The sequence below is a fragment of the Clostridium bowmanii genome, from assembly GCF_018861315.1.
Lineage (GTDB): Bacteria > Bacillota > Clostridia > Clostridiales > Clostridiaceae > Clostridium_AD > Clostridium_AD bowmanii.
In genome coordinates, this window is sequence record NZ_JAHLDL010000012.1 from 71,147 (window position 1) to 93,689 (window position 22,543).

22 protein-coding genes, 5 tRNA genes and 2 other annotated features are annotated in these 22,543 nt (G+C 31.3%); of the genes, 23 read left to right on the forward strand and 4 right to left on the reverse strand.

Annotated features, from left to right (window positions below; all coding sequences use genetic code 11):
* Positions 1 to 25 precede the first annotated feature (25 nt).
* Entirely contained in the window at positions 26 to 736 is a 711-nt protein-coding gene (dapD, locus tag KPL51_RS09935; RefSeq protein WP_216160337.1) for a 2,3,4,5-tetrahydropyridine-2,6-dicarboxylate N-acetyltransferase, read from the reverse strand.
* Between the two features lie 295 nt (positions 737 to 1,031).
* Here dapD and KPL51_RS09940 point away from each other — a divergent pair, with 295 nt between their 5' ends.
* The gene (locus KPL51_RS09940; RefSeq protein ID WP_216160340.1) at positions 1,032 to 2,195 is read left to right on the forward strand and encodes a pyridoxal phosphate-dependent aminotransferase; all 1,164 of its coding nucleotides are present in this window, start codon (positions 1,032 to 1,034) and stop codon (positions 2,193 to 2,195) included.
* Between the two features lie 86 nt (positions 2,196 to 2,281).
* Here the strand turns inward: KPL51_RS09940 and dapB are convergent, their stop codons facing one another.
* Together dapB and dapA are read right to left on the reverse strand one after the other, a co-directional pair.
* Positions 2,282 to 3,037, reverse strand: a complete 756-nt coding sequence (gene dapB / locus KPL51_RS09945) for a 4-hydroxy-tetrahydrodipicolinate reductase (RefSeq protein WP_216160343.1) — start codon at positions 3,035 to 3,037, stop codon at positions 2,282 to 2,284.
* Complete coding sequence (gene dapA / locus KPL51_RS09950; RefSeq protein WP_216160346.1) at positions 3,037 to 3,930, reverse strand: 4-hydroxy-tetrahydrodipicolinate synthase; 894 nt, start codon at positions 3,928 to 3,930, stop codon at positions 3,037 to 3,039. Before dapA ends, dapB begins: the two co-directional genes overlap by 1 nt.
* A gap of 1,318 nt (positions 3,931 to 5,248) precedes the next feature.
* On the opposite strand from dapA, the gene KPL51_RS09955 reads away from it, so the two are divergent.
* The 14 genes from KPL51_RS09955 to KPL51_RS10020 all read left to right on the forward strand — a co-directional run bounded on the left by KPL51_RS09955 (position 5,249) and on the right by KPL51_RS10020 (position 14,523).
* Positions 5,249 to 6,184, forward strand: a complete 936-nt coding sequence (locus KPL51_RS09955) for an ABC transporter permease (protein WP_216160349.1) — start codon at positions 5,249 to 5,251, stop codon at positions 6,182 to 6,184.
* 10 nt (positions 6,185 to 6,194) lie between these two features.
* Positions 6,195 to 7,112, forward strand: a complete 918-nt coding sequence (locus tag KPL51_RS09960) for an ABC transporter permease (protein ID WP_216160351.1) — start codon at positions 6,195 to 6,197, stop codon at positions 7,110 to 7,112.
* A 12-nt stretch (positions 7,113 to 7,124) separates the two neighbouring features.
* Positions 7,125 to 8,144 carry an ABC transporter ATP-binding protein gene (locus tag KPL51_RS09965; protein WP_216160355.1) on the forward strand — a complete coding sequence of 340 codons (1,020 nt, stop codon included), beginning with the start codon at positions 7,125 to 7,127 and terminating at the stop codon, positions 8,142 to 8,144.
* Positions 8,144 to 9,109, forward strand: a complete 966-nt coding sequence (locus KPL51_RS09970; protein ID WP_216160358.1) for an ABC transporter ATP-binding protein — start codon at positions 8,144 to 8,146, stop codon at positions 9,107 to 9,109. The genes KPL51_RS09965 and KPL51_RS09970 overlap by 1 nt, the downstream gene beginning before the upstream one ends.
* 357 nt (positions 9,110 to 9,466) lie before the next feature.
* Positions 9,467 to 11,164, forward strand: coding sequence for a peptide ABC transporter substrate-binding protein (locus tag KPL51_RS09975; protein ID WP_216160361.1), 1,698 nt, complete (start codon positions 9,467 to 9,469; stop codon positions 11,162 to 11,164).
* Between the two features lie 182 nt (positions 11,165 to 11,346).
* Complete coding sequence (locus tag KPL51_RS09980; RefSeq protein WP_216160363.1) at positions 11,347 to 11,586, forward strand: alpha/beta-type small acid-soluble spore protein; 240 nt, start codon at positions 11,347 to 11,349, stop codon at positions 11,584 to 11,586.
* Positions 11,587 to 11,689: 103 nt separating this feature from the next.
* Complete coding sequence (locus tag KPL51_RS09985) at positions 11,690 to 12,433, forward strand: class I SAM-dependent DNA methyltransferase (RefSeq protein WP_216160365.1); 744 nt, start codon at positions 11,690 to 11,692, stop codon at positions 12,431 to 12,433.
* Between the two features lie 26 nt (positions 12,434 to 12,459).
* Positions 12,460 to 13,341: an Hsp33 family molecular chaperone HslO gene (gene hslO / locus KPL51_RS09990; protein ID WP_216160368.1), complete on the forward strand. Its 882-nt coding sequence runs from the start codon at positions 12,460 to 12,462 to the stop codon at positions 13,339 to 13,341.
* Between the two features lie 253 nt (positions 13,342 to 13,594).
* Positions 13,595 to 13,670 (forward strand) — tRNA-Val (locus KPL51_RS09995).
* A 5-nt stretch (positions 13,671 to 13,675) separates the two neighbouring features.
* Positions 13,676 to 13,752 (forward strand) — tRNA-Asp (locus KPL51_RS10000).
* A gap of 47 nt (positions 13,753 to 13,799) precedes the next feature.
* A tRNA-Phe gene (locus KPL51_RS10005) sits at positions 13,800 to 13,875 on the forward strand.
* Positions 13,876 to 13,880: 5 nt separating this feature from the next.
* Positions 13,881 to 13,955 (forward strand) — tRNA-Gly (locus KPL51_RS10010).
* A gap of 18 nt (positions 13,956 to 13,973) precedes the next feature.
* Positions 13,974 to 14,048, forward strand: a tRNA-Cys gene (locus KPL51_RS10015).
* 124 nt (positions 14,049 to 14,172) lie between these two features.
* On the forward strand, positions 14,173 to 14,523 hold the full coding sequence (locus KPL51_RS10020) for a hypothetical protein (RefSeq protein WP_216160371.1): 351 nt from the start codon (positions 14,173 to 14,175) through the stop codon (positions 14,521 to 14,523).
* Between the two features lie 495 nt (positions 14,524 to 15,018).
* Here the strand turns inward: KPL51_RS10020 and KPL51_RS10025 are convergent, their stop codons facing one another.
* Positions 15,019 to 15,714: a DUF6873 family GME fold protein gene (locus tag KPL51_RS10025; RefSeq protein ID WP_216160374.1), complete on the reverse strand. Its 696-nt coding sequence runs from the start codon at positions 15,712 to 15,714 to the stop codon at positions 15,019 to 15,021.
* A 155-nt stretch (positions 15,715 to 15,869) separates the two neighbouring features.
* On the opposite strand from KPL51_RS10025, the gene ytxC reads away from it, so the two are divergent.
* The 8 genes from ytxC (at position 15,870) to pheS (ending at position 22,532) form a co-directional block, all read left to right on the forward strand.
* The gene (gene ytxC, locus KPL51_RS10030; RefSeq protein ID WP_216160377.1) at positions 15,870 to 16,772 is read left to right on the forward strand and encodes a putative sporulation protein YtxC; all 903 of its coding nucleotides are present in this window, start codon (positions 15,870 to 15,872) and stop codon (positions 16,770 to 16,772) included.
* Between the two features lie 141 nt (positions 16,773 to 16,913).
* Positions 16,914 to 17,024: a sequence feature (ribosomal protein L20 leader region), on the forward strand.
* Positions 17,025 to 17,056: 32 nt separating this feature from the next.
* On the forward strand, positions 17,057 to 17,584 hold the full coding sequence (infC, locus tag KPL51_RS10035; protein WP_216160380.1) for a translation initiation factor IF-3: 528 nt from the start codon (positions 17,057 to 17,059) through the stop codon (positions 17,582 to 17,584).
* Between the two features lie 20 nt (positions 17,585 to 17,604).
* On the forward strand, positions 17,605 to 17,802 hold the full coding sequence (rpmI, locus tag KPL51_RS10040) for a 50S ribosomal protein L35 (RefSeq protein ID WP_165414228.1): 198 nt from the start codon (positions 17,605 to 17,607) through the stop codon (positions 17,800 to 17,802).
* Between the two features lie 27 nt (positions 17,803 to 17,829).
* A complete protein-coding gene (gene rplT / locus KPL51_RS10045) occupies positions 17,830 to 18,189 on the forward strand; it encodes a 50S ribosomal protein L20 (RefSeq protein WP_216160383.1) in 360 nt (119 codons plus the stop codon).
* Positions 18,190 to 18,334: 145 nt separating this feature from the next.
* On the forward strand, positions 18,335 to 19,687 hold the full coding sequence (locus tag KPL51_RS10050) for a TrkH family potassium uptake protein (protein WP_376770083.1): 1,353 nt from the start codon (positions 18,335 to 18,337) through the stop codon (positions 19,685 to 19,687).
* Between the two features lie 11 nt (positions 19,688 to 19,698).
* Positions 19,699 to 20,358 (forward strand): potassium channel family protein, encoded by a 660-nt coding sequence (locus KPL51_RS10055; RefSeq protein ID WP_216160388.1) that lies wholly within the window; start codon positions 19,699 to 19,701, stop codon positions 20,356 to 20,358.
* 12 nt (positions 20,359 to 20,370) lie between these two features.
* A complete protein-coding gene (locus KPL51_RS10060; protein ID WP_216160391.1) occupies positions 20,371 to 21,153 on the forward strand; it encodes a TrmH family RNA methyltransferase in 783 nt (260 codons plus the stop codon).
* A 77-nt stretch (positions 21,154 to 21,230) separates the two neighbouring features.
* Positions 21,231 to 21,444 (forward strand) — a binding site (T-box leader).
* Positions 21,445 to 21,512: 68 nt separating this feature from the next.
* Positions 21,513 to 22,532, forward strand: a complete 1,020-nt coding sequence (gene pheS / locus KPL51_RS10065) for a phenylalanine--tRNA ligase subunit alpha (RefSeq protein ID WP_216160395.1) — start codon at positions 21,513 to 21,515, stop codon at positions 22,530 to 22,532.
* Positions 22,533 to 22,543 lie beyond the last annotated feature (11 nt).

Genomic DNA, 22,543 nt, shown 5'->3' on the forward strand with positions numbered 1-22,543 from the left:
ATAGTAATACTTGCTCTTTTCCTTTTTATTTTCTTAAATCATCAAGTAATTTAGTTTTTTCTTTAGTGGCACTATCTACGTTTTTTATTATTTTTGCTGGGGTTCCAGCAACTACAACATTTTCAGGCACATCATTTACAACTACTGATCCGGCTGCTACTACAGAGTTTTTACCAATTTTTACTCCTTCGAGTATTACAGCATTTGCTCCAATTAGAACATTGTCGCCAATTTCACAAGGACTTTTGCTTGGTGGTTCTAAAACTCCTGCTACTACAGCACCTGCACCTAAATGAACTCGTCTGCCTAACTTTCCTCTTGCACCAACCACTGCATTCATATCTACCATGGTCTCATCGCCAATTTCAGCGCCTATATTAATTACAGCACCCATCATTATAACGGCATTTTTACCTATGCTAACCTTATCTCTTATAATTGCACCTGGTTCGATTCTGGCATCAATATTTTTTAGGTCTATTAAAGGAATGGCAGAGTTTCGTCTGTCTAGTTCCAGTTTAGACTTTTTAATTTTACCTTTATATTTTATTAGAAAATCAGATACCTCGTCACTTTCACCAAAAAGCATATAAAAATTGCCGCTACCAAAATTTTCTATATTTCCAAATTGGCATTGTGATAAATCGCCATCAATATAGAGTTTAATTGGAGTAGCCTTTTTAGCTTCTTTTATATATCTTGCTATTTCATAAGGGTCTGTTAAATCATAGTTCATAGTAATTCTCCTTCCGTATTATAAGTATTAATCCAAATTATTGTTTTTATGCATATATTTCATTTTATAATACCACATTTTGTTATTTATAATAAAAATATAGGTTAAATTAAAAACAAAATTTTAAGATAAAACTATGTATCCTATAAAGCATATAGTAAATCTTACATAATTTAAAGGGAAATATTAATATTATGTTTTAAAAATTCAAAAACTACTGTTTTTTATTCGTTTATATAGTAAAATGTTTATAATTAAACACTAAAAAGTAAAAACACTTGTAAAGGATGATATTATGGATAACGTATTTTCAAATAATGTAAAAAACCTAGAGATTTCTGGAATTAGAAAGTTTTTTAATAAGGTTACAAAGGTTCAAGGAGCAGTTTCACTTACTCTTGGGCAACCTGATTTCCCGGTACCTGAAAATATTAAAAATGCCATGATTTCTGCTATACATCAAAATAAAACAGAATACACAGCTAATGCAGGAATTCCCGAGCTACGACAGGAGATTTCTAACTTTTTAAGTGGAATGGACATTAACTATTTATTAGATGAAATAGTTGTTACTGTTGGTGGAAGTGAGGCACTAATGTGTGCGTTTGCTGCATTTTTAAACCCTGGAGATAAAGTTCTTGTGGCATCGCCAGCTTATCCTGCCTATGAGAGCTGTGTTAAGCTTTTTGGAGGGGAAGTAGTTAATTACAACCTTAACAGCGACTTTACTATTGATTTTGAAAATTTAAGTAAACTTATTAATGAAGAAAATCCAAAGCTTTTAGTGGTGTCATATCCTTCTAACCCCACGGGAGCAACACTATCACAGGAAGAAAGAGATAAACTTTTTCAACTTCTAAAAGAAAAAGATATTTATATAATAAGCGATGAAATTTATAGCTCCTTATGTTATGAAAACTATTACTCACTAGCTCAAATCCATGAATTAAGAGATAGGGTGGTTTTGGTCAGTGGGTTTTCTAAAATGTTTTCCATGACTGGCCTTAGAATTGGGTATCTTTGTGCTAGCAAATATATTATGGATAATATAATGAAAGTACATCAATATAATGTCTCTTGTGCAGCATCTATATCTCAATGGGGTGCCTACGCGGGATTGCGATGGAGTATGAATGATGTTAATAATATGAAAATTGAGTTCGAAAAGAGAAAAGAATATGTATATAAAAGATTGAGTGAAATGGGAATGGATGTAACCCTCCCTAAGGGAGCGTTTTATATATTCCCTTCTATATCAAAATTTTCTATGAGCAGCGAAGAATTCTGTAATAGACTGTTATATGAAGGTAAGGTTGCTGTTGTTCCTGGGTCGGCTTTTGGCGCAGGAGGCGAGGGTTTTATACGAATTTCCTATTCTTATAGCTTAGAAGTATTAAAAGAGGGTCTAGACAGAATGGAAAAATGGATTAATGATTTAAATAAAACTGAGCCGGTTTAAAAATCCATGAAACATTAAAGCAGTGTGATAAAAGATTTTATCACACTGCTTTAATGTTTCTAAGTCTATAATTCATTTTTAAAAAACTAATTTGACATAATAACTACATCATCCATGCTGTATAGACCACACTCTTTTTTGTATATATATTCACAGGCTTTTAATGCACCTATTGCGAAAACTTCTCTTGAGATTGCAGTATGCTTGATTTCAATACATTCTCCCTTTCCCGCAAATATGATTTCGTGATCACCTACAATATTTCCACCTCTTATAGCATGAATCCCTATTTCATTAGGTTGTCTTTTACTTATGCCATCTCGGCCGCATACGAAGGTGGTCTCTTCTTTAATAGAATTTTTAATTGTATTTGCAAGAAGCAGTGCAGTACCACTAGGAGCATCTACTTTTTGATTATGGTGCTTTTCAATTATCTCAATGTCAAAATCATTATAAAGCATATTACTGATACGTTTAAGCATATTATTAATAATATTTATGCCTATAGACATATTTGCAGAGTGAAATACTGCTATCTCGGTGCTAAGATCATGAATTTCACCTAATTGTTCTGGCGAATAACCAGTGGTGCAGAATACAATAGGAATATTCTTTTCTTTAACATACTTGCATAGTGAATTTAAAGCATCTGGTCTTGAAAAATCCAAAATTACATCTATTTCCTCTTTGCATTCATCTATGCTGTTGTAACACGGATAATCTATATTAGATGAATTTCTGTCAACACCAGAAACAATTGAAATAGTTTTAGATGCTTTAGTCATTTCAGAAATTACTTTACCCATTTTTCCATTACACCCGTTTAGAAGCATTCGAATCATTAAATCTCCTCCTTTAAAGGGATATTATATGCTTTTAATTCTTTTTTCAGAATTTGCAGCGTATTTTCTTCCATTTCACATAAGGGCAATCTTAAAGTACCCACTTTCATTCCCATAAGATTCATAGCTGTTTTTATAGGGATAGGATTAGTTTCTATAAATACAGCACTATTAAGAGGAAGATATCCTAATTGAATATTTAGTGCTTCTGTATGCTCACCCTTTAAATATAATTCACACATATTATGAATGTCTGTAGGAATTATATTTGCAAGAACAGATATAACTCCAATAGCACCTAGAGAAAGTATAGGTATAACTTGGTCATCGTTACCTGAATAAATATCTAAGTTATCTCCGCATAGAGATTTAATTTGTGCTATCTGACTTATATCACCACTTGCTTCTTTAATCGCAACAATATTTGATATTACGCATAATTTTAGAAGAGTTGCTGGAGTAATATTAAGACCTGTTCTTGAAGGAACGTTATATATTATTATTGGTGAGGTTACACTATTTGCAATTGCTTTAAAATGTTCAAATAGGCCTTTCTGTGTAGTCTTATTATAGTAAGGTGTAATTACAAGTAAACCGTCTACCCCTATTTTTTCTGCCCATTTGCTCATACTTATGGCAGAGGAAGTGTTGTTACTACCTGTACCAGCAATTACTGGAATCCTTTTGTTAACTACATCAACCACAAATTTTATAGTTTCTTTTCTTTCCTGTTCTGTCATAGTTGAAGCTTCACCTGTAGTACCACATACTATAATAGCATCTGTCTTACTGCTAATCTGCCATTCGATTAACTCTTCTAGTTTTTTGAAATCTACTCCTCTTTCATTAAATGGAGTAACTATTGCAACACCAGAACATTTAAAAATACTCATGTGATTACCTCCTCATAGTTTATTTAAGAATAATATTTATTAGTTTTTATTCTTAAATGACTATTTTATTTTTATTACTATATATTTATTAATTTAAATTGCTTTTAGTGATGTATTTTTAATATTAATTAATAATAATTTTCAATAATATATATACTATCACTAAAATATTCTTCTTTACTATATTATATAGCCCTCTTTATTATATTATATAGCCCATATGTGAAAATATATATACTTTTAAAAAAAAAGTTGAAAATTAGAAATATATTGCTTGCAAGAAAGAATTCATAATATTATAATTATGAAATAATAGCATGGATATTTTAAATAGCATCATTGCCTAACATGAATGGCGGCAGTTACAATTAGTAACGACAAATAAGTTTGACAACTTACAAAAACCGTGCTAGTATGATAACAGAAAAATGATAATAATCATGTGAAATAGTTCAAATTTCACATTGTTCAGTATAATGAAACTATAATTGAATATAAAAATTGGTATGATATAAATACCGTGAATAGGATTTTATGTTGCATTAAAGTCTATTAAAACTGTTTCGTTTATAACTTGAATTTACATATTTTTTTTATTCCTTGTTGTTTGTGAAAGTTACAATGCATTTAAAATTCAAAACTGATTTTAAAAAGTAGTTTTAAGGGTATATTTTTAAAATGATAGCATTTTATTCTGAAAAATCATAATTTGGGCTTAATAAGTATTTTACTTATTGCTATATAAACTCACATTAATATAAGGGGGAATTTTATTGAAAAGCAATAAAATATATTGAAAATGTTAATTTAGCGAAGCAAATAATTAAAATGAGAAAAACAACAGATAATGTCGTATACAAAGTTAAAATTTCAATCTAATTTTAATTGTGCTATAGAAAAACATCAAAATTACAAAAAACATTATAAGTTAACAAAATGACCATTATTAAAACGAAATTATCTTGATTTCCATTTTAATATGTTATATCATGTATCTTAAACCCAAACAAAAACAGTTTTCAGATAAATTACAAAGGATGGCTTAAGCTAACTATAGCTAATTATTTGTTAGTTTAAATTTTGATTAATGTTAGAATTTAAAATTGTTGGAATATTTACAATGTAAATATTTTTGCAATTAAGTAAATCCAATGTAATATATGATTATATTTTATTAATAGAAGAAGTGTTCATTATATTTTGTTTTTTAAATAATCATATAAAAATGAAAAGGTTTACTTGAGTTTTCTGCTTGATTTGTGATGAATGAAAATAAAATCAACTTTTTAAAAATTAATGATGGGGGGGAGTTTAAAAAATGTTTAAATTTATACTTAAGAGATTAGGATATATGTTTGTTACTCTATGGATAGTAGCTACCATCACGTTTATGTTAATACATGCTATCCCAGGAGATCCATTAGCAGGCATGGCAAGAAAATTGCCGGAACAAATAAGAGCAAATTTTATGGCAAAGTATGGATTAGACCAGCCAGTTATAGTACAGTATGGAAAGTTTATGGGGAACATTGTGCTTCATGGAGATTTAGGAGAATCTCTTGCTTACCAAGGAAGATCAGTTTCTGATGTTATAAAATTACATGCACCAGTATCAGCAAGACTTGGTGGACAGGCTCTTTCAATGGGATTTTTTATAGGAGTAACCCTTGGAATATTTGCAGCCTTTAATAGAGGCAAATGGCCAGATTATCTAGTTATGTTTATAGCAATAATAGGTATTTCTATACCAAGCTTTGTTATGGCATCTGTACTTCAATACTTCTTTACAGTTAAAAATACTTGGCTCCCAACAATGGGATGGGGTGGATTTGAATATACTATATTACCAAGTATAGCCTTAAGTTTTGTGTCTATAGCTACTTATGCAAGATATATGAGAGCAAATACTCTTGACATAATAGGGCAAGATTATATATTAACAGCAAAATCTAAAGGTGTCACAAAACTTAGTTTAGTATGGAAACATGTTATTAGAAATGCCATACTTCCAGCCATCACATTACTAGGACCACAAGTGGCGAATGTATTCGTAGGTTCTTTCGTTGTAGAAACTATATTTTCAATTCCAGGGTTTGGTTTTAATTTTGTAACTTCAATAACCGATAGAGATTACACTATGATTATGGGACAAACGGTTTTCTTATGTTCGTTAGTAATAATTGCATATGTTTTAGTGGACATATTATACGGAGTAATTGATCCAAGAATAAGATTAACTGGAGAAAAGAGATAGGGGGATAAGTATGGTACAGTTATCGAAAGAAAAGTTTGAAATAATTGGATGTGCAAATGCTAATGCTGAGGAAATATTAAGACCTAGTATCACCTATTGGCAAGATGCGTGGAGAAGATTAAGACAAAATAAAGTGGCTACTGCCTCATTAATAATACTGATTTTAATAACACTTATGACTATTTTTGGACAATATATTAATGGATTTAGTTTTGAAGCTAAAAATGACTCGTTATTAAATGCTGCACCAAATATGAAACATTGGTTTGGAACAGATAATCTTGGACGTGATATGTTTTCAAGGGTCTGGGCAGGAGGTAGAATTTCTATAATTATAGGACTTGTAGGAGCTTTTATAGACACTGTAGTAGGTGGTATATACGGCGGAATATCTGGGTTTTACGGTGGGTTTATTGATGACGTTATGATGAGAATAGTTGAGATACTCGCCAGTATTCCTTATTTAGTAGTTGTTATATTGGTTTCACTAATATTGCATAAAGGTATTTGGGCTATTATTATTGCCATGACTATAACAGGATGGGTTTCAATGGCAAGACTTGTACGTGGACAGTTATTACAAATAAAAGAACAGGAATATGTACTAGCTGCTGCGGCGCTAGGTGCTAATCCTTCAAGAATTATTGCGAAACACTTACTTCCAAATACTTTAGGTATAATGATTGTAGCTATTACTTTCGACATTCCAGCCTTTATATTTGGAGAAGCCTTCTTAAGTTATTTAGGGCAAGGGATTCAATCACCAAATACAAGTTGGGGAGCGCTAGCAGCTGGAGCACAACCAAACTTAATGTTTTATCCTTATCAGTTATTCTACCCATCGCTATTTATTAGTTTAACTATGTTAGCATTTACATTGCTTGGTGATGGTTTAAGAGATGCTCTAGATCCGAGATTACGTCAATAGGGAGGAAAAATCATGGAAAAAATATTAGAAGTAAATAATTTAAGAGTTTCATTTCATACTTATGCTGGTGAGGTACAAGCAGTAAGAGGAATTTCTTTTTACTTGAAAAAAGGAGAAACCTTAGCTGTAGTTGGAGAATCTGGATGTGGCAAAACTGTTACTTCGAAATCCCTTATGAGATTAATTCCAGAGCCACCGGGAGAAATAAAAAAGGGTTCAAAGATACTATTTGATGGCAGAGATGTTAGTCTTATGTCAGAAAAAGAACTTAGGGAGCTCAGGGGTTCAGATATTTCTATGATATTCCAAGATCCTATGACTTCATTAAACCCAACAATGACTATTGGAAAACAAATAGCAGAAAGCTTAATTATACACAGAGGCATGAGTAAGACTGAAGCTATGAATGAAGCAATAAAAATGTTAGATCTAGTTAACATTCCTGATGCAGATAAACGTGCACACCAATATCCACATGAATTTTCTGGTGGTATGAGGCAAAGGGCTATGATTGCTATAGCACTAGCTTGTAATCCTAAAATACTTATAGCAGACGAACCAACAACTGCACTAGACGTAACAATACAAGCTCAAATAATGGATCTTATTGCAGATCTTCAAGAAAAGCTTGGAACAGCAGTTATTCTTGTAACTCATGATTTGGGAATTGTTGCAGATGTTGCAGATAGGATACAAGTAATGTATGCAGGACAAATAATAGAGCATGGAACAGTAGACGAAATATTTAAAAATCCACAACACCCATATACTTGGGCATTGCTTCAATCAGTTCCAAGACTAGACACAAAAAATAAGGGCAAACTTTATTCGCTCCAAGGAACACCACCGGATTTACTTAAACCACCAGTAGGATGTTCATTTGCAGCAAGATGCGAGTATTGTATGCAAATATGTAGAGAAGAAATGCCAGAAGTTACAACTTTAAGTGAAAACCATGAAGTTTGCTGTTGGTTAAAACATTCTATGGCACCAAATATTGATATTCCGGAAGCATTAAGAGGTGATAGATAATGGTTAATAATAAAGAAATTTTAATAGAGGTAAAAAATCTTAAAAAATACTTTCAAGTTGGTAAACATGCTACCTTAAAAGCGGTGGATGATGTTAGCTTTTTTATAAGAAAAGGTGAAACACTAGGACTTGTTGGGGAATCTGGATGTGGAAAGACTACTTGTGGAAGAACTGTAATGGGTATGTATGGTGCAACTGGTGGTCAAGTATTGTTTGATGGAGTTGATGTTCATAAATTAAATAAGAAACAAAAAAAAGATTTTACAAGAAGGGCACAAATAATATTTCAAGATCCTTATGCTTCATTAAATCCAAGGATGACTGTTGGAGATATAATTGGTGAGGGTATAGATATTCATAATATTTACACTGGCCAAGAAAGGACTAATAGAGTATATGAACTTTTACAATTAGTAGGACTTAATAAAGAACATGGCTCAAGGTTTCCACATGAATTTTCAGGTGGACAAAGACAAAGAATAGGAATAGCAAGAGCACTTGCTATAGAACCAGAATTTATAGTATGTGATGAGCCTATTTCAGCTCTTGACGTTTCAATTCAAGCGCAGATTGTTAATTTATTGATACAACTTCAGCAGGAGCTAGGACTCACTTATTTATTTATAGCCCATGACTTATCAATGGTTAAACATATATCAGATAGAGTAGGAGTAATGTACCTTGGAGCAATGGTAGAGCTTGCAAGTAGCCATGATTTATATGAAAAACCATTACATCCATATACTCAAGCATTATTATCAGCAATACCAGTACCAGATCCAGAAGTTGAAAGAAATAAGGCTAGAATTAAACTAGAGGGTGAAGTACCAAGTCCTATAAATCCAAAACCGGGTTGTAGATTTACACCTAGATGTAGATATGCAAAACCAATTTGCAGCATTGAGACACCAATTCTTAAAGAAATAGAAAAAGAGCATTATGTTGCTTGTCACTTATTTGACTAAAATTACTGATTTGTGATATATAGAAAATTCCAAATATTTAATCAAATAAAATAAAATAAAAGTATTATTTCTATATTCAGAAAATTATACTTGATTTTCTGAAATAGATGGTATATTATGAGAATATGAATTTATGTAGTATGCAAAATTGGTGTGCTTAACATAAGTAATATGCACAATGCAGTGGACTTACTATATATGATGCAAATAAGTTTAAATAGGTTATATTGTCAATGTGTTTTTACACAGATTATATTGATAATAACATATATTCATTATCTAAATTTATTAGTAAGATTTCATAAATTCTTATTAATAGTCTAAACTAGTCTAAACATATTAAAGGGGGGTTTTTTCGTGAAAACAAAAAGATTAATGGCTACTGTACTAACACTTTCACTAACAGCTTCAGTTGCATTAATAGGTTGTGGAAAGAAAGCTACTGTAACACCTGAAGCAACACCTGGTACTGCAACTACAGTTAAAATGGACAAGGATCAATTTTTAAATGGTTATTTAAAGGCTGAGCCAAAGTCACTTGATCCATCAATTGCAACTGACTTATATGCATCAGAAAGTTTAGTTAACTGTATGGAAGGTTTAACTAGAATAGAGCAAGATGACACTGGTAAAGATCTCATAAAACCTGCAGCTGCTGAAAAATGGGAAACTAATGCAGATAAAACTGTATGGACATTCCATTTAAGAGATCTTAAATGGAACGATGGAAAAGCAGTAACAGCTCAAGATTTTGAATTCGCAATTAAAAGAGCTCTTAACCCAGACACTGGTTCAACATATGCATTTATTCTATTTCCTATAAAAAATGCTTTAGCATATAATTCTAAAAAAGCTAAGGCTGAAGAAGTAGGTATTAAGGCAGTTGATGCAAAAACGGTGCAATTTACATTAGAAAAAGCATGTCCATATTTCTTAGATTTGACATACTTTAAAGTTATGTATCCTCAAAGAGAAGATATAGTTAAAGCAAATGGAGATAAATTCGGTACAGAAGCAAGTACAATGGTATTTAATGGACCATTTATATTGAAAAATTGGGCACACCAAAGTAAGATGGAATTTGAAAAAAATCCAACTTATTGGGACAAGGATTCAGTTAAACTTGAAAAATTAACTCTTAATATTATGAAAGATGAAACAGCAAGAATGAACTCATTATCCAGTGGTACAATAGATTATACTTTAGTTGCTAAATCAGAGTGGATACAAAAATTAAAGGCAACGGATAAATTTAATGTAACAACATTTAATGAACCTTCAGAAAGTTATATGCATTTTAATCAAAAGGATAAATATTTTAAAAATGCTAAAATACGTCAGGCATTCAGTCTAGCTGTTGATAGAGAAGATTACGTTAAAGTTTTATATAAAGGATTAGCACAACCAGCATATGGATGGTGTCCACCAACACTTCAAATAGGTGGAAAAGATTATAGAGAAAAAGTTGCAGTAGAACCTCTTAAAGCATTTAAAACAGCAAATCCAGATGCTAAAAAATTGTTAGTTGAGGGTTTAAAAGAAATTGGAGAAAATGTAGATCCAGCAAAAGCAACATTTACATTATTAGAAGCTGGAACTGATGCTCAAGCTAGAGAATTTGCTGAGTATACTCAACAAATGTATAAGAAAAATTTAGGAATAGACTTAAAAATAGAATATGTTGATTGGGCAGTAGCTCAAAAGAGAACTGATCAATATGACTACCAAATAGCTGGTGTGGCATGGTCAGGAGACTACAACGATCCAAATACATTCTTTGATATGTTTATGACTGGAGCTAATATAATTGCAACTGGTTGGTCAAATGCAAAGTATGATAATTTAATTAAAGAAGCATCTAACACAATTGATCCAGAGAAGAGAACAGAATTCTTTAAACAAGCAGAACAGATATTATTAGTAGATGATGCTGTTATCGCTCCAACTGTATATAGAATTAAAAACAATTTTAGAGCTAAATATCTAAAAAAAGTAATGTCACCATTATTTGGAGCTAATGACTTCAAATATGCTTATACTGAAGGCAGAAAATAGATATAGGTTTATAAATAAAAAGATAGTGCGGTAAGTAAATTACTGCACTATTTTTTTTTTGTTAAGCGTAATAAATAAGTAATAATTTAAATATAAAAAAATGTGTATTTTATTTTTTAAATTATGAATAAAAGAACTCCAAATTGTAAAAAATATTAGATATTACAATTGGGAGGGGTATCATGGGAAAAACACCTTTAAAAAAAGTTATTAAAGCTAAATTAAGAACGAACAAAGTGTTAACTAAAAATGAAATGCTCAGAGAATCATTAAAATATGAAATAGCTGATGAGTTAGGTTTAATAGAAAAGATTGAGACTTGTGGCTGGAGTGGGCTAACAGCAGAAGAAACTGGTAGAATTGGAGGTCTAATGACTAAAAAAAAGAAGAGTATTAATCTCCCTAAAAACAAAGATTTTTAAAAAATGTTAAATTATTTTGGACAATAATTGGTGTATAGGTTAGAATATTATATATCATTATAGTTTCAAAATAAGAAATCTTTGAAAAAGGAGAAATTTTAAAATGGATTGTTATAAAGAGTTTGCTCATATATATGATGAACTGATTAATTCTGATATTGATTATAGTGCATGGGCTTCAAAGATATTAGGCATATGCAGTGAATATAACATTGATAGGAAGAACTATCTAGATTTAGCGTGTGGTACAGGAAATCTTACTATAGAAATTGTAAGTGAATTTAAGCATATATGGGCGGTTGATTTATCCAGTGATATGTTATGCGTAGCAGAAAAAAAAATCAGAGACGCAGGCATAAAAGCAAAATTTCTATGTCGAGATATTTGTGAGTTGAATTTAAATTTGAATAATACATTTAACCTCATAACTTGTTGTTTAGATTCTACCAACTATATATTAGAAGAGGAAAATTTTAAAAAATATTTATTGGGTGTATATGATTTATTAAAAGAAGATGGTTTGTTTGTTTTTGATGTTAACTCTTATTACAAACTTACCAAGGTACTTGGCAATAATACCTATAATTTTGATTCGGATAATCTAGTGTATATTTGGGAGAACTATTTAGAAAATGATATAGTAGAAATGAGTTTAACTTTTTTTGCAAAAGAAGGACAAGTGTACAGACGATTTGATGAGCAGCATTCAGAAAGAGCTTATAAGGAAGAATATATAGAAAGTGTTATAAAAGAAGTTGGACTCGAAATAATTAAAAAAATGGATAATTACGAAGATAAAATAGTATGCGAAAACACAGAGAGAATATGTTATGTGTTAAAAAAATAATGAAAGTTTATAGGGGGTTTTAGTATATGGATAAATTAGTTAGAGCTACTGCAAAGGATGGTCAGGTTAGAATAATTGCAGCCATAACTACGGATTTAGTAAATGAGGGAGTTACTATGCATTTATGTGCTCCTACTGCAGCAGCAGCTATGGGGAGAATGTTAACAGCTGGGACTCTTATGGGGACCATGCTAAAGTCTAAGGAAGATAGTTTAACACTTCAAATTGATGGAGGCGGAGAGGCTAAGGGTGTAGTAGTGACTGCACATGCTGATTCAAGTGTTAAAGGATATATAGGGAACCCTAATGTGGATTTACCTGCTAATAGCAAAGGAAAACTTGATGTAAGTGGAGCTATAGGTGTGGACGGTTATTTAAGAATTATAAGAGACATGGGGTTAAAGGAACCATATATAGGACAGGTGCCAATCTGCACTGGAGAAATTGGAGATGATTTAGCTTATTACTTTACTGTTTCAGAGCAGACCCCATCAGCTGTGGGCCTCGGAGTTTTAGTGGATACAGATATGAGCATAAAAGCTTCAGGAGGGTTTATAATTCAAATGATGCCGGATGCAAATGAATTTTTAGCTGATATGATAACCTATAGACTCGAAGAGATTCCATCTATAACTGAATTTATAGCAAAGGGTATGACTATTGAAGAGATTTTAGAATTTATATTTGAAGATATGGAACTTAAAATACTTGAAGAGATTGTACCAACATATAAATGTGATTGTTCTAGAGAAAGAGTTGAGAGGGCATTAATAAGTATAGGTAAAAAAGATTTAGAAGAATTATATAATGATGGTAAAACAGAACAACTTAAATGTCATTTTTGTAATAAGAATTATGATTTTAATCATGAAGATATTGGACAATTGTTAAAAAGTATCAATTCATAATTGAAATCCGAGTATATTACCATGTTTTATAAAATGGAGGAAAATAGAGTTAATTTGACATTTGAGGAGCATAAGTTAAATAACTATGGATACTCGCAATAGTTTATGTTGACAACTACGTCAAAATTATATAATATATAAATGTGCTTATAAGACGAAAAAGCAAACATTAAAGTAAAGAAATGGTTAGCATATAAAGTTGTTGACAAGTTTTATGAAATGATGTAGACTATAATAGTTGATGAAGACATGTGGGAGCATAGCTCAGCTGGGAGAGCATCTGCCTTACAAGCAGAGGGTCACAGGTTCGAACCCTGTTGTTCCCACCACATATGGCCCAGTGGCTCAGTTGGTTAGAGTGCCGCCCTGTCACGGCGGAGGTCGAGGGTCCGAGTCCCTTCTGGGTCGCCATTTAAATTTGGTGATTTTTATAAAAAGTAAATTTAAAAAACTAGTAAGGCTGGATAGCTCAGTCGGTAGAGCAGAGGACTGAAAATCCTCGTGTCCCTGGTTCGATTCCTGGTCTAGCCACCAATGTTGCGGGAGTGGCTCAGTGGTAGAGCGTCACCTTGCCAAGGTGAACGTCGCGAGTTCGAATCTCGTCTTCCGCTCCAATTACAGTTACAACTAATGGCGCTATAGCCAAGCGGTAAGGTCAAGGTCTGCAAAACCTTTATTCCCCGGTTCAAATCCGGGTGGCGCCTCCAAAGCAGAAAAAAAGTAGCCTAGATACTGATATTTCAGTATCTAGGCTACTTTTCTTATTATAATCATAAAGTTTGTTATTCCATCATATGAATTTAATAATGAATTAGGATGGAGATGATATTTGTGAAATTAAAATTAATAACAAGGGTATTAGAAATGCTTTCATTTATTGTTGGTTTGGCTGGATGTATAATGATATTTATGAAAATTGAATTGCCAACAATGATGTTTCCAATATGTACATTACTTTTAGTTATTACTAGTATGTCTGCATTTATAAAAACTCGAAAACTTATAAAATTAGCATATCCTTTATTTATAATATATTTTCTTTTAGCAATGCCAATCATATTGGACTTTATAAAAAATAAAATTCTGTCTTTTGGTTTTGTTGCACTAAGTTTTGTTATTGCTATCATATATATATATAGGGAATTAATAACAAGTAGCAAGGAAAAAGAATTATCACGTTAAGTAAGAAAATTATGATAAGTAAGATTGTACTTAATTGTGAAATCTTTTGTTGCGTTCGAAATCAATACTATTAAAACAAGGACTATACAAAGTGAATAATTCAAGACAATATATATAACTATACATGAGCTATAAAAAACAATGCTCAATTGCATTTATATTATCTTCTCTAGAAACTAAAATCTAAAGGTTATTTACCCTTCTAAAATAATAATTACTTTTCAAACTAACAATTTTTCTTATAAGATGCTAACAAAAGTATATGTTGCGTAAAAATGCGTCTGAACAAACCTTAGTAATTCTAATTTATTGTATTTGCATATGCGTAAGGAAAAATTCATGTTTGAGCGATAGCGAGTTTGAATTTTTTAGCAGATGCAAATACAATAAATTTTAGAATTACTTGGCGCAGTGAACGCATTTTAAGCAATATATACTTTTAGTTATAGCATCTTATAAGAAAAAACGTTTAGATTAGATTAGAATAGCAATTTCCTAAATTCTAAAAATACTACCTCTATCAATTAGTTTTCCATCTCTTAAATACACAGGTTCTACCTTATGCTTATTTAAAAATTTCAATATTTCATTTCCATATAAATAATGATCTAAGCTGCCATAAAAAGCTAAGACCCCTTCTTCAATAAGTCCCGTTGCACCACCAATAAAACCGTAGTCAAGGCCAGGAAGAAGAATATCCCCAGGAGGAATTAATAAAACATCGATTTTTTCAAGAATTAAAGATTTAGCAATAGAAGTATCACTAGTAATGATCGCATGATTATTTACTATACAAGTAGAACATTTTGTGTAACCCTGCCTCACATTAATTAATTTTTTGTTTGCTATAAGTGACAAAAGATTAGTATCAGTAAAATTTATTGAGTGAATAAAGAGATTTCCTATGCTCAATGCATTGAGACATATATTATTTGGGTATTTAGTTTGCAAAGTTGAATTTGATTTATAAACTTTGTAATTTAATGAAGTTAAGGTGTTTATAAATTCGCCATTCATATCCTTATGCACTATAATGCTATCGCCAGCAATATGCATCAACATATCAGGATGGCCAGATTCAACCTTATATAAGTCCTTGCTAGGTGGGCAAATAAGTAAGTTATACCCTAGGGAGAGTAAATATTCACTTTCTTCATTATGAATTCTAAAATCAACAATAAGATTTTTCATGCCATACTCCTATTTCATGTATATTTTTTTATTCGTATAGTTTACTTTATAACACACAACTATTACACATTGCAATATGTCGATAATTGTTTAATGTATTTTGCATATCCATTAATTTTACGCACATACTACTATATGAGAAGGGAGTGTGCGAAATGCTTTTATTAACTGTTGTATATAATAGCAGTATGGAGTGCATTATTGATGAAATCAAAGACATTAAAAAGTGTTTTGAACATAAAAAAATGATTTTAGGGATAGTCGAAAGTATAATAGACGATACTCACTTCATAAAATTTTTTTGCGGTGATGATAACTTAAGCTATAGTAGTATAAAAACATTTAATTTGAATGTTGCCAATATGTTATACAAAATAGTAACAATGGAATTTTGTAAAAAAGAAATGAATAATTTTTTAGCTGAAACTTATTTTTTTCTGCCATATGAGGAAATAAAACGAATTAAACCTAAGATACAAGAAGCCTTGCTTAGTGAAGGCGCAATATCCGGTCCCAGCATGGTATATTGTATAAACAGGAAAAACATTATTATGGATAAGATAACTAAATGTATCGAAGAAAATAATGAAATTAATATAAGTGGATTTTTAACATTTAGGACAAAAGAGCTAAGGGCGGATTTAGAATGTATAGTTGACAAAGTTGTAGAAGAGTATATGGTAGAAAAAGAATATAATGAGTTTATAAAATTATTGAAATACTTTGTTGAAGTTCAGGAGAGTAAGGTAGATGAGCTTAATATTCTCATTGAAAAAAATGGAGATTATTATTTAAAAGATGAAGATGGAAATGATTTAGTAGGAAATATGCAAATGGAGTTACCAAAAGTTCAATTTGATTTAAAAGAAAATAAAGAAGAACTTATAATTAGTACCATGATAACTACCGCCCCTAAGAAAATAATTATACACTGCGTAGAGAATTGTAAAAATAAAGAATTGATACAAACTATAAGCAAAGTATTTGAAAATAAGGTTTATTATTGTGATGAGTGTGCAGTCTGCGAAAAAATTAAAAAAGGAATTGAGGTCTGGTAGTTGTGCAATATTAAAAAAATATAAAAAATAAAATGAAAAAGTGTTGACAAACAGTGGTTTAAATAGTATAGTTTTAATTGTTGTGAATGAAAATATAAAAAAATATATTAATCTAATATGTTTTAATATAATATAATTATGTTTTACAAGAAGAAACAGCCGTTTCTCACCTAACAGTTATGCTAGTTAGGTTAATTAGTAATTTAAATTTGTTACTATTAAGGACGGCATTTGTCGTCCTTTTTGTTATTTGAATAAAAAAAGTTTCTAAATATGCCTAGGAGGTGAAAATTATTAGTAAAAACAAAGATTTCATGATGAATGAAGAAATAAGACATGCAGAAATAAGAGTCATAGGATTCGATGGTTCTCCATTAGGTGTTTTGAATACTAAAGATGCGTTAAAGCTTGCAGAAGAAAAAGACATGGATTTAGTTATGATGTCACCTACAGCAAAACCACCAGTATGTAGAATAATGGATTTCGGTAAGTTTATCTATGAACAACAGAAAAAAGAAAAAGAAGCTAAAAAGAAGCAAAAGGTTGTAAATCTTAAAGAAATACGATTAAGTGCAACTATAGAAGATCATGATATTGCAATTAAGGCTAGTAATGCGAAAAAGTTCTTGTTAGATGAAGATAAGGTTAAAATAACTGTAAGATTTAGAGGAAGAGAAATTGAAAACTCTAAAGTAGGACATAAGATATTAAAATCTTTTGTAGAAAAAATCGGTGATGTTTATATTGTTGAAAAACCAGCGAGGCAAGAGGGAAGAAATATGATAATGATTTTAGCTCCTAAAAGAGCATAACCGAGAGGAGGAATTTTATTATGCCTAAAATGAAAACACATAGAGGCGCAGCAAAAAGATTTAAGAAAACAGGTACAGGAAAGTTAAAAAGAGCGAAAGCTTTCACAAGCCATATATTAACAAAGAAAAGCCCAAAAAGAAAAAGAAATCTTAGAAAAACTGCATATGTTTCAACAACTCAAATAAAATCAATGAAGAAATTGTTACCATACTTATAATTGAATGGTGCTTAGGAGGTATATTAAATGGCAAGGATTAAGAGAGCAATTAACTCACGTAAAAAACATAAAAAGATATTAAAGCTTGCAAAAGGCTATTATGGTGGAAAAAGTAAGTTATTTAAAACAGCTAATGAATCAGTAATAAGGGCACTTAGAAATGGTTACATTGGAAGAAAATTAAAGAAAAGAGATTTCAGAAAACTTTGGATTGCTAGAATCAATGCTGCTTCAAGATTGAGTGACCTTTCATATTCAAGATTTATGAACGGAATGAAACTTGCAGGCATAGATATTAACAGAAAAATGCTTTCAGAAATAGCTATACATGATCCAAAAGCTTTTGCTGATTTAGTAGAAGTTGCAAAAAAACAATTAAAAGCTTAAAATTATTTATGAATGTAGCCTTTAGGCTACATTTTTTATTGCAGTTTTGGAAAACATATAGTAAATAATATTTTAAGTGGTATAATATAGCAATGTAATATAACATTATTGGTGAAATTTAGAGGTGATTAATTTGGAATTAGGTATTAAAGCGCTTAAAAGGAAAAATATATATACTCCTGTTCAGATACTCGCATTAGGGTTTGCTATAGTGATATTCACAGGTGCAATATTGCTCAGTTTACCTATAGCTTCTCAAAGTGGTAAGGTTACACCATTTATAGATTGTATATTTACATCTACTTCTGCTGTGTGTGTTACAGGACTAGTAACTGTGGATACTGGGACGCATTGGACATATTTTGGCAAAACAGTAATTATGTTACTTATAGAAACGGGCGGGCTTGGATTTATGACTGTAGGTACACTTGTTTTTTTCTTTTTAGGTAAGAGAATAACACTAAAGGAAAGACTAATAATGCAGGAAGCTATGAACGTAAATTCGCTACAAGGGTTAGTCAAAATGGTGAAATATGTATTGATATTTACATTTTCTGTTGAAGGAGTAGGCGCGGTATTATTCTCAACACAATTTATTCCTCAATTTGGAATCGCCAAAGGAATTTATTATAGTGTATTTCATGCTGTTTCTGCTTTCTGCAATGCTGGGTTTGATTTGATGGGAAATTTCAAAAGTGTTACTGCTTATGCTAATAATTCTGTAGTAATATTGACAATTGCATCATTAATCGCAATAGGTGGGTTAGGATTTTATGTTTGGGTAGAAATATATAATTCTAAAGGTACTAAAAGATTGTCATTACACTCTAGAATAATTATTTATACTACACTAGTGTTAATTTTTGGCGGTGCAATATTTATGTTCCTTTTTGAAATGAACAATCCTTACACTATGCAAGGAATGTCTATTAAAGGCAAAATTTTATCTTCAATCTTTGCATCAGTTTCTCCTAGAACGGCTGGATTTAACTCTATTCCATTGGATAAAATGACTCCAGCGGGGAATTTTCTCACAATAATCTTAATGTTTATTGGTGGGTCTCCTGGTTCAACGGCAGGTGGAATAAAGACTGCTACTGCGGTTGTGCTTTTTATGACTGTAGTGTCTATGGTTCGTGGACGGGAGGATACCGAAATATTTCAAAAGCGCATAAACAAGGAAACCGTGTATAAATCTTTAGTAATAACAGTACTTGGCTTAGTACTTGTTATAGCTGTTACAATGATATTATCTATTACAGAGCAGCGGGGCATTCCTTTTGAATACTTTTTGTATGAAGCTACTTCGGCATTTGCTACAGTTGGGTTAACACTCGGGTTAACTACGAAATTAACATTTGTGGGGAAAATAGTAATTGCACTTACCATGTATGCGGGGAGAGTAGGACCGCTTACCATAATACTAGCATTAGCTAAAAATAAAAGGGCTAAATCTGGAACTATAAAATACCCAGAAGACAAAATTTTAATTGGATAGGGGTGGGGTTAATGAGTAAAAGACAGTTTATTGTTATAGGTCTTGGAAGATTTGGAACCTCAGTTGCTGAAACACTATATTCCTTAGGAAATGATGTATTAGCAGTTGATTTTGATGAAGAGGTAGTTCAAAATATTTCAGATAAAGTGACTCATGCAGTTCAAGTTGATGCAAATGATGAAAATAGCTTAAGAGCTCTTGGTATTCGTAATTTTGATTGTGCAGTTATCAGTATAGGTACTAATATTCAGTCTAGTATTTTGGCAACACTTTTAGTTAAGGAACTGGGAGTAAAGTATGTAATTACAAAAGCTACCAATGCGTTACATGCTAAAGTGTTATATAAAATAGGTGCAAATAGAGTAGTTTTTCCGGAAAGAGATATGGGTGTTCGTGTTGCTCATAATTTAGTATCATCAAATATATTAGATTATATAGAATTATCTCCTGATTATAGTATAGCCGAAGTTGTTAGTCCAGAAGAGTGGCATAATAAGACCCTGAGAGAATTAAACATAAGAGCTCAATATGGCATAAATGTAATGGCTATAAAAAGAAACAATGATATCGATGTTTCTCCGTCAGCGGATAATATTGTTGAATCAGGCGATATTATTGTTGCTATAGGTAGCATTGAAGAATTAAATAAATTAGAAAGTTTAGTTAAGTAAGGAGTATTTAATTTGGAATATATTCTAAGTAAAGATAATTTATTGATTAAAGATATTAAGAAGTTAAAAGAAAAAAAACATAGAATAAGTAGTGATATGTTTTTAGTTGAGGGCTTTAGATTTGTAGAAGAGGCCTTAGAGTCAGATTTTGAAGTGATACATATATTTATAAGTGCTAGAGGTGAGTTTAAATATGAAGACTCCTCTTTGAAAAATAAGCTTCAGAAAAACACTAAGGTTTATGGTGTTAATGATAGTTTATTTAAAAGTATTTGTGATACAGAGCATCCACAAGGTATTATGGCTGTGGTTAGAAACAAACCTGTAGAGATTAAATATGACCATGGGTTCTATATACTCGCGGATAAGATACAAGACCCGGGCAATATGGGGACCATAATTAGAACAGCTCATGCGGCAGGAGCATTAGGGGTTTTAATTACAAAAGGAACTGTGGATATTTATAATGAAAAAACTTTAAGAGCCACCATGGGTTCTATTTTTAAAATACCCGTTATATGCGATAGTGATTTATCCAGAGTGCAAAAACTTAGGGATAGTGGATTTAAACTAGTTGCTAGCTCACTGGATACTGAAAAGAATTTCTATGATGTAGATTTAAAAGGAAAAGTTATTATATCAGTTGGAAATGAAGGTAATGGAATAAGCGCAGAAGTTTATGCACTATGTGATTTGAAAATCAAGATCCCTATGCCTGGTGGTGCGGAGTCTTTAAATGCTGCAGTTGCTGCATCGATTATGATGTATGAAGTAGTAAGACAAAAAAAAATATAGAAGTCACAAACTTATAGTTGAATTTTTTTGTAGCTTTGGTTATACTGATAGGTATACTTTAATAAATTAATGAATAGCAATTAACTGTGACGGAGAAAGTAAATATAAAAATACTTACAGGGATAAGAAGCCTTAGACTGAGAGCTTCATAAGAAATTTTTATATCGAAGTTCACTCCTGAGTTCTAATAGTGAAATAAAGTAGCTGTTAGCGGGTAGAATCGATAAATTTATCTAAGAGGACTGTTATTTCAGTCAATTAGGGTGGTACCGCGGATTTTCCGTCCCTTCGTTGGGGACGGTTTTTTTTGTTTTATAAAGAAATACGAAAATTACATAAATATGAAGGGAGAATTCATTATGAAGGAAAAGTTAGAAGCTATAAAAGCTGCAGCTCTACAAGAATTAAAAGAGTCTGTCATTAAAACAGAAATAGAAAATATAAGAGTTAAGTATTTAGGAAAAAAAGGAGAACTTACACAAATATTAAGGGGTATGGGACAGCTCTCAAATGAAGAAAGGCCAATAGTTGGTAAGTTAGCAAATGAAGTTAGGGGCGACATAGAAATTCTTATAACAAAAGCCTCAGATTTAATAAAAAACAAAGAAAGTGAACAAAAGTTAAAAAGTGAAGTTATAGATATATCTATGCCGGGTAAAAAACAAACAGTAGGAAAAAGACATCCATTAGATTTAACACTTGAAAAAATTAATGATATATTCCTATCTATGGGATTTGCTATTGAAGAGGGCCCTGAGGTAGAGACAGATTATTATAATTTTGAGGCACTAAACATACCTAAAGATCATCCTGCAAGAGGTGAACAAGATACTTTTTATATAAATGATAGTATGGTTTTAAGAACCCAAACATCAGGAATACAAATAAGAACTATGGAAATTCAGAAACCGCCTATAAAAATGATTGCACCAGGTAAAGTTTATAGATCTGATGCTGCAGATGCCACTCATTCACCAATATTTTATCAAATTGAGGGATTGATAGTAGATAAAGGCATTACCTTTGCTGATTTAAAAGGAACCTTAGAGCTATTTACTCAAAAAATGTTTGGAGACAAAATTAAAACTAAGTTTAGACCACATCATTTTCCGTTTACGGAACCATCCGCTGAGATGGATGCTACTTGTTTTGTATGTAATGGTGAAGGCTGTAAGGTTTGTAAAGGTAGCGGATGGATAGAGATTTTGGGCTGTGGAATGGTTCATCCTAAGGTTCTTCAAAATTGTGGAATAGATCCGGAAGTCTACAGTGGGTTTGCTTTTGGATTTGGCCTTGATAGAATCACAATGCTAAAATACGGAATAGATGATATTAGAGCACTTTATGAAAGTGATATGAGATTTTTAAAACAATTTTAAAATGAAAATTA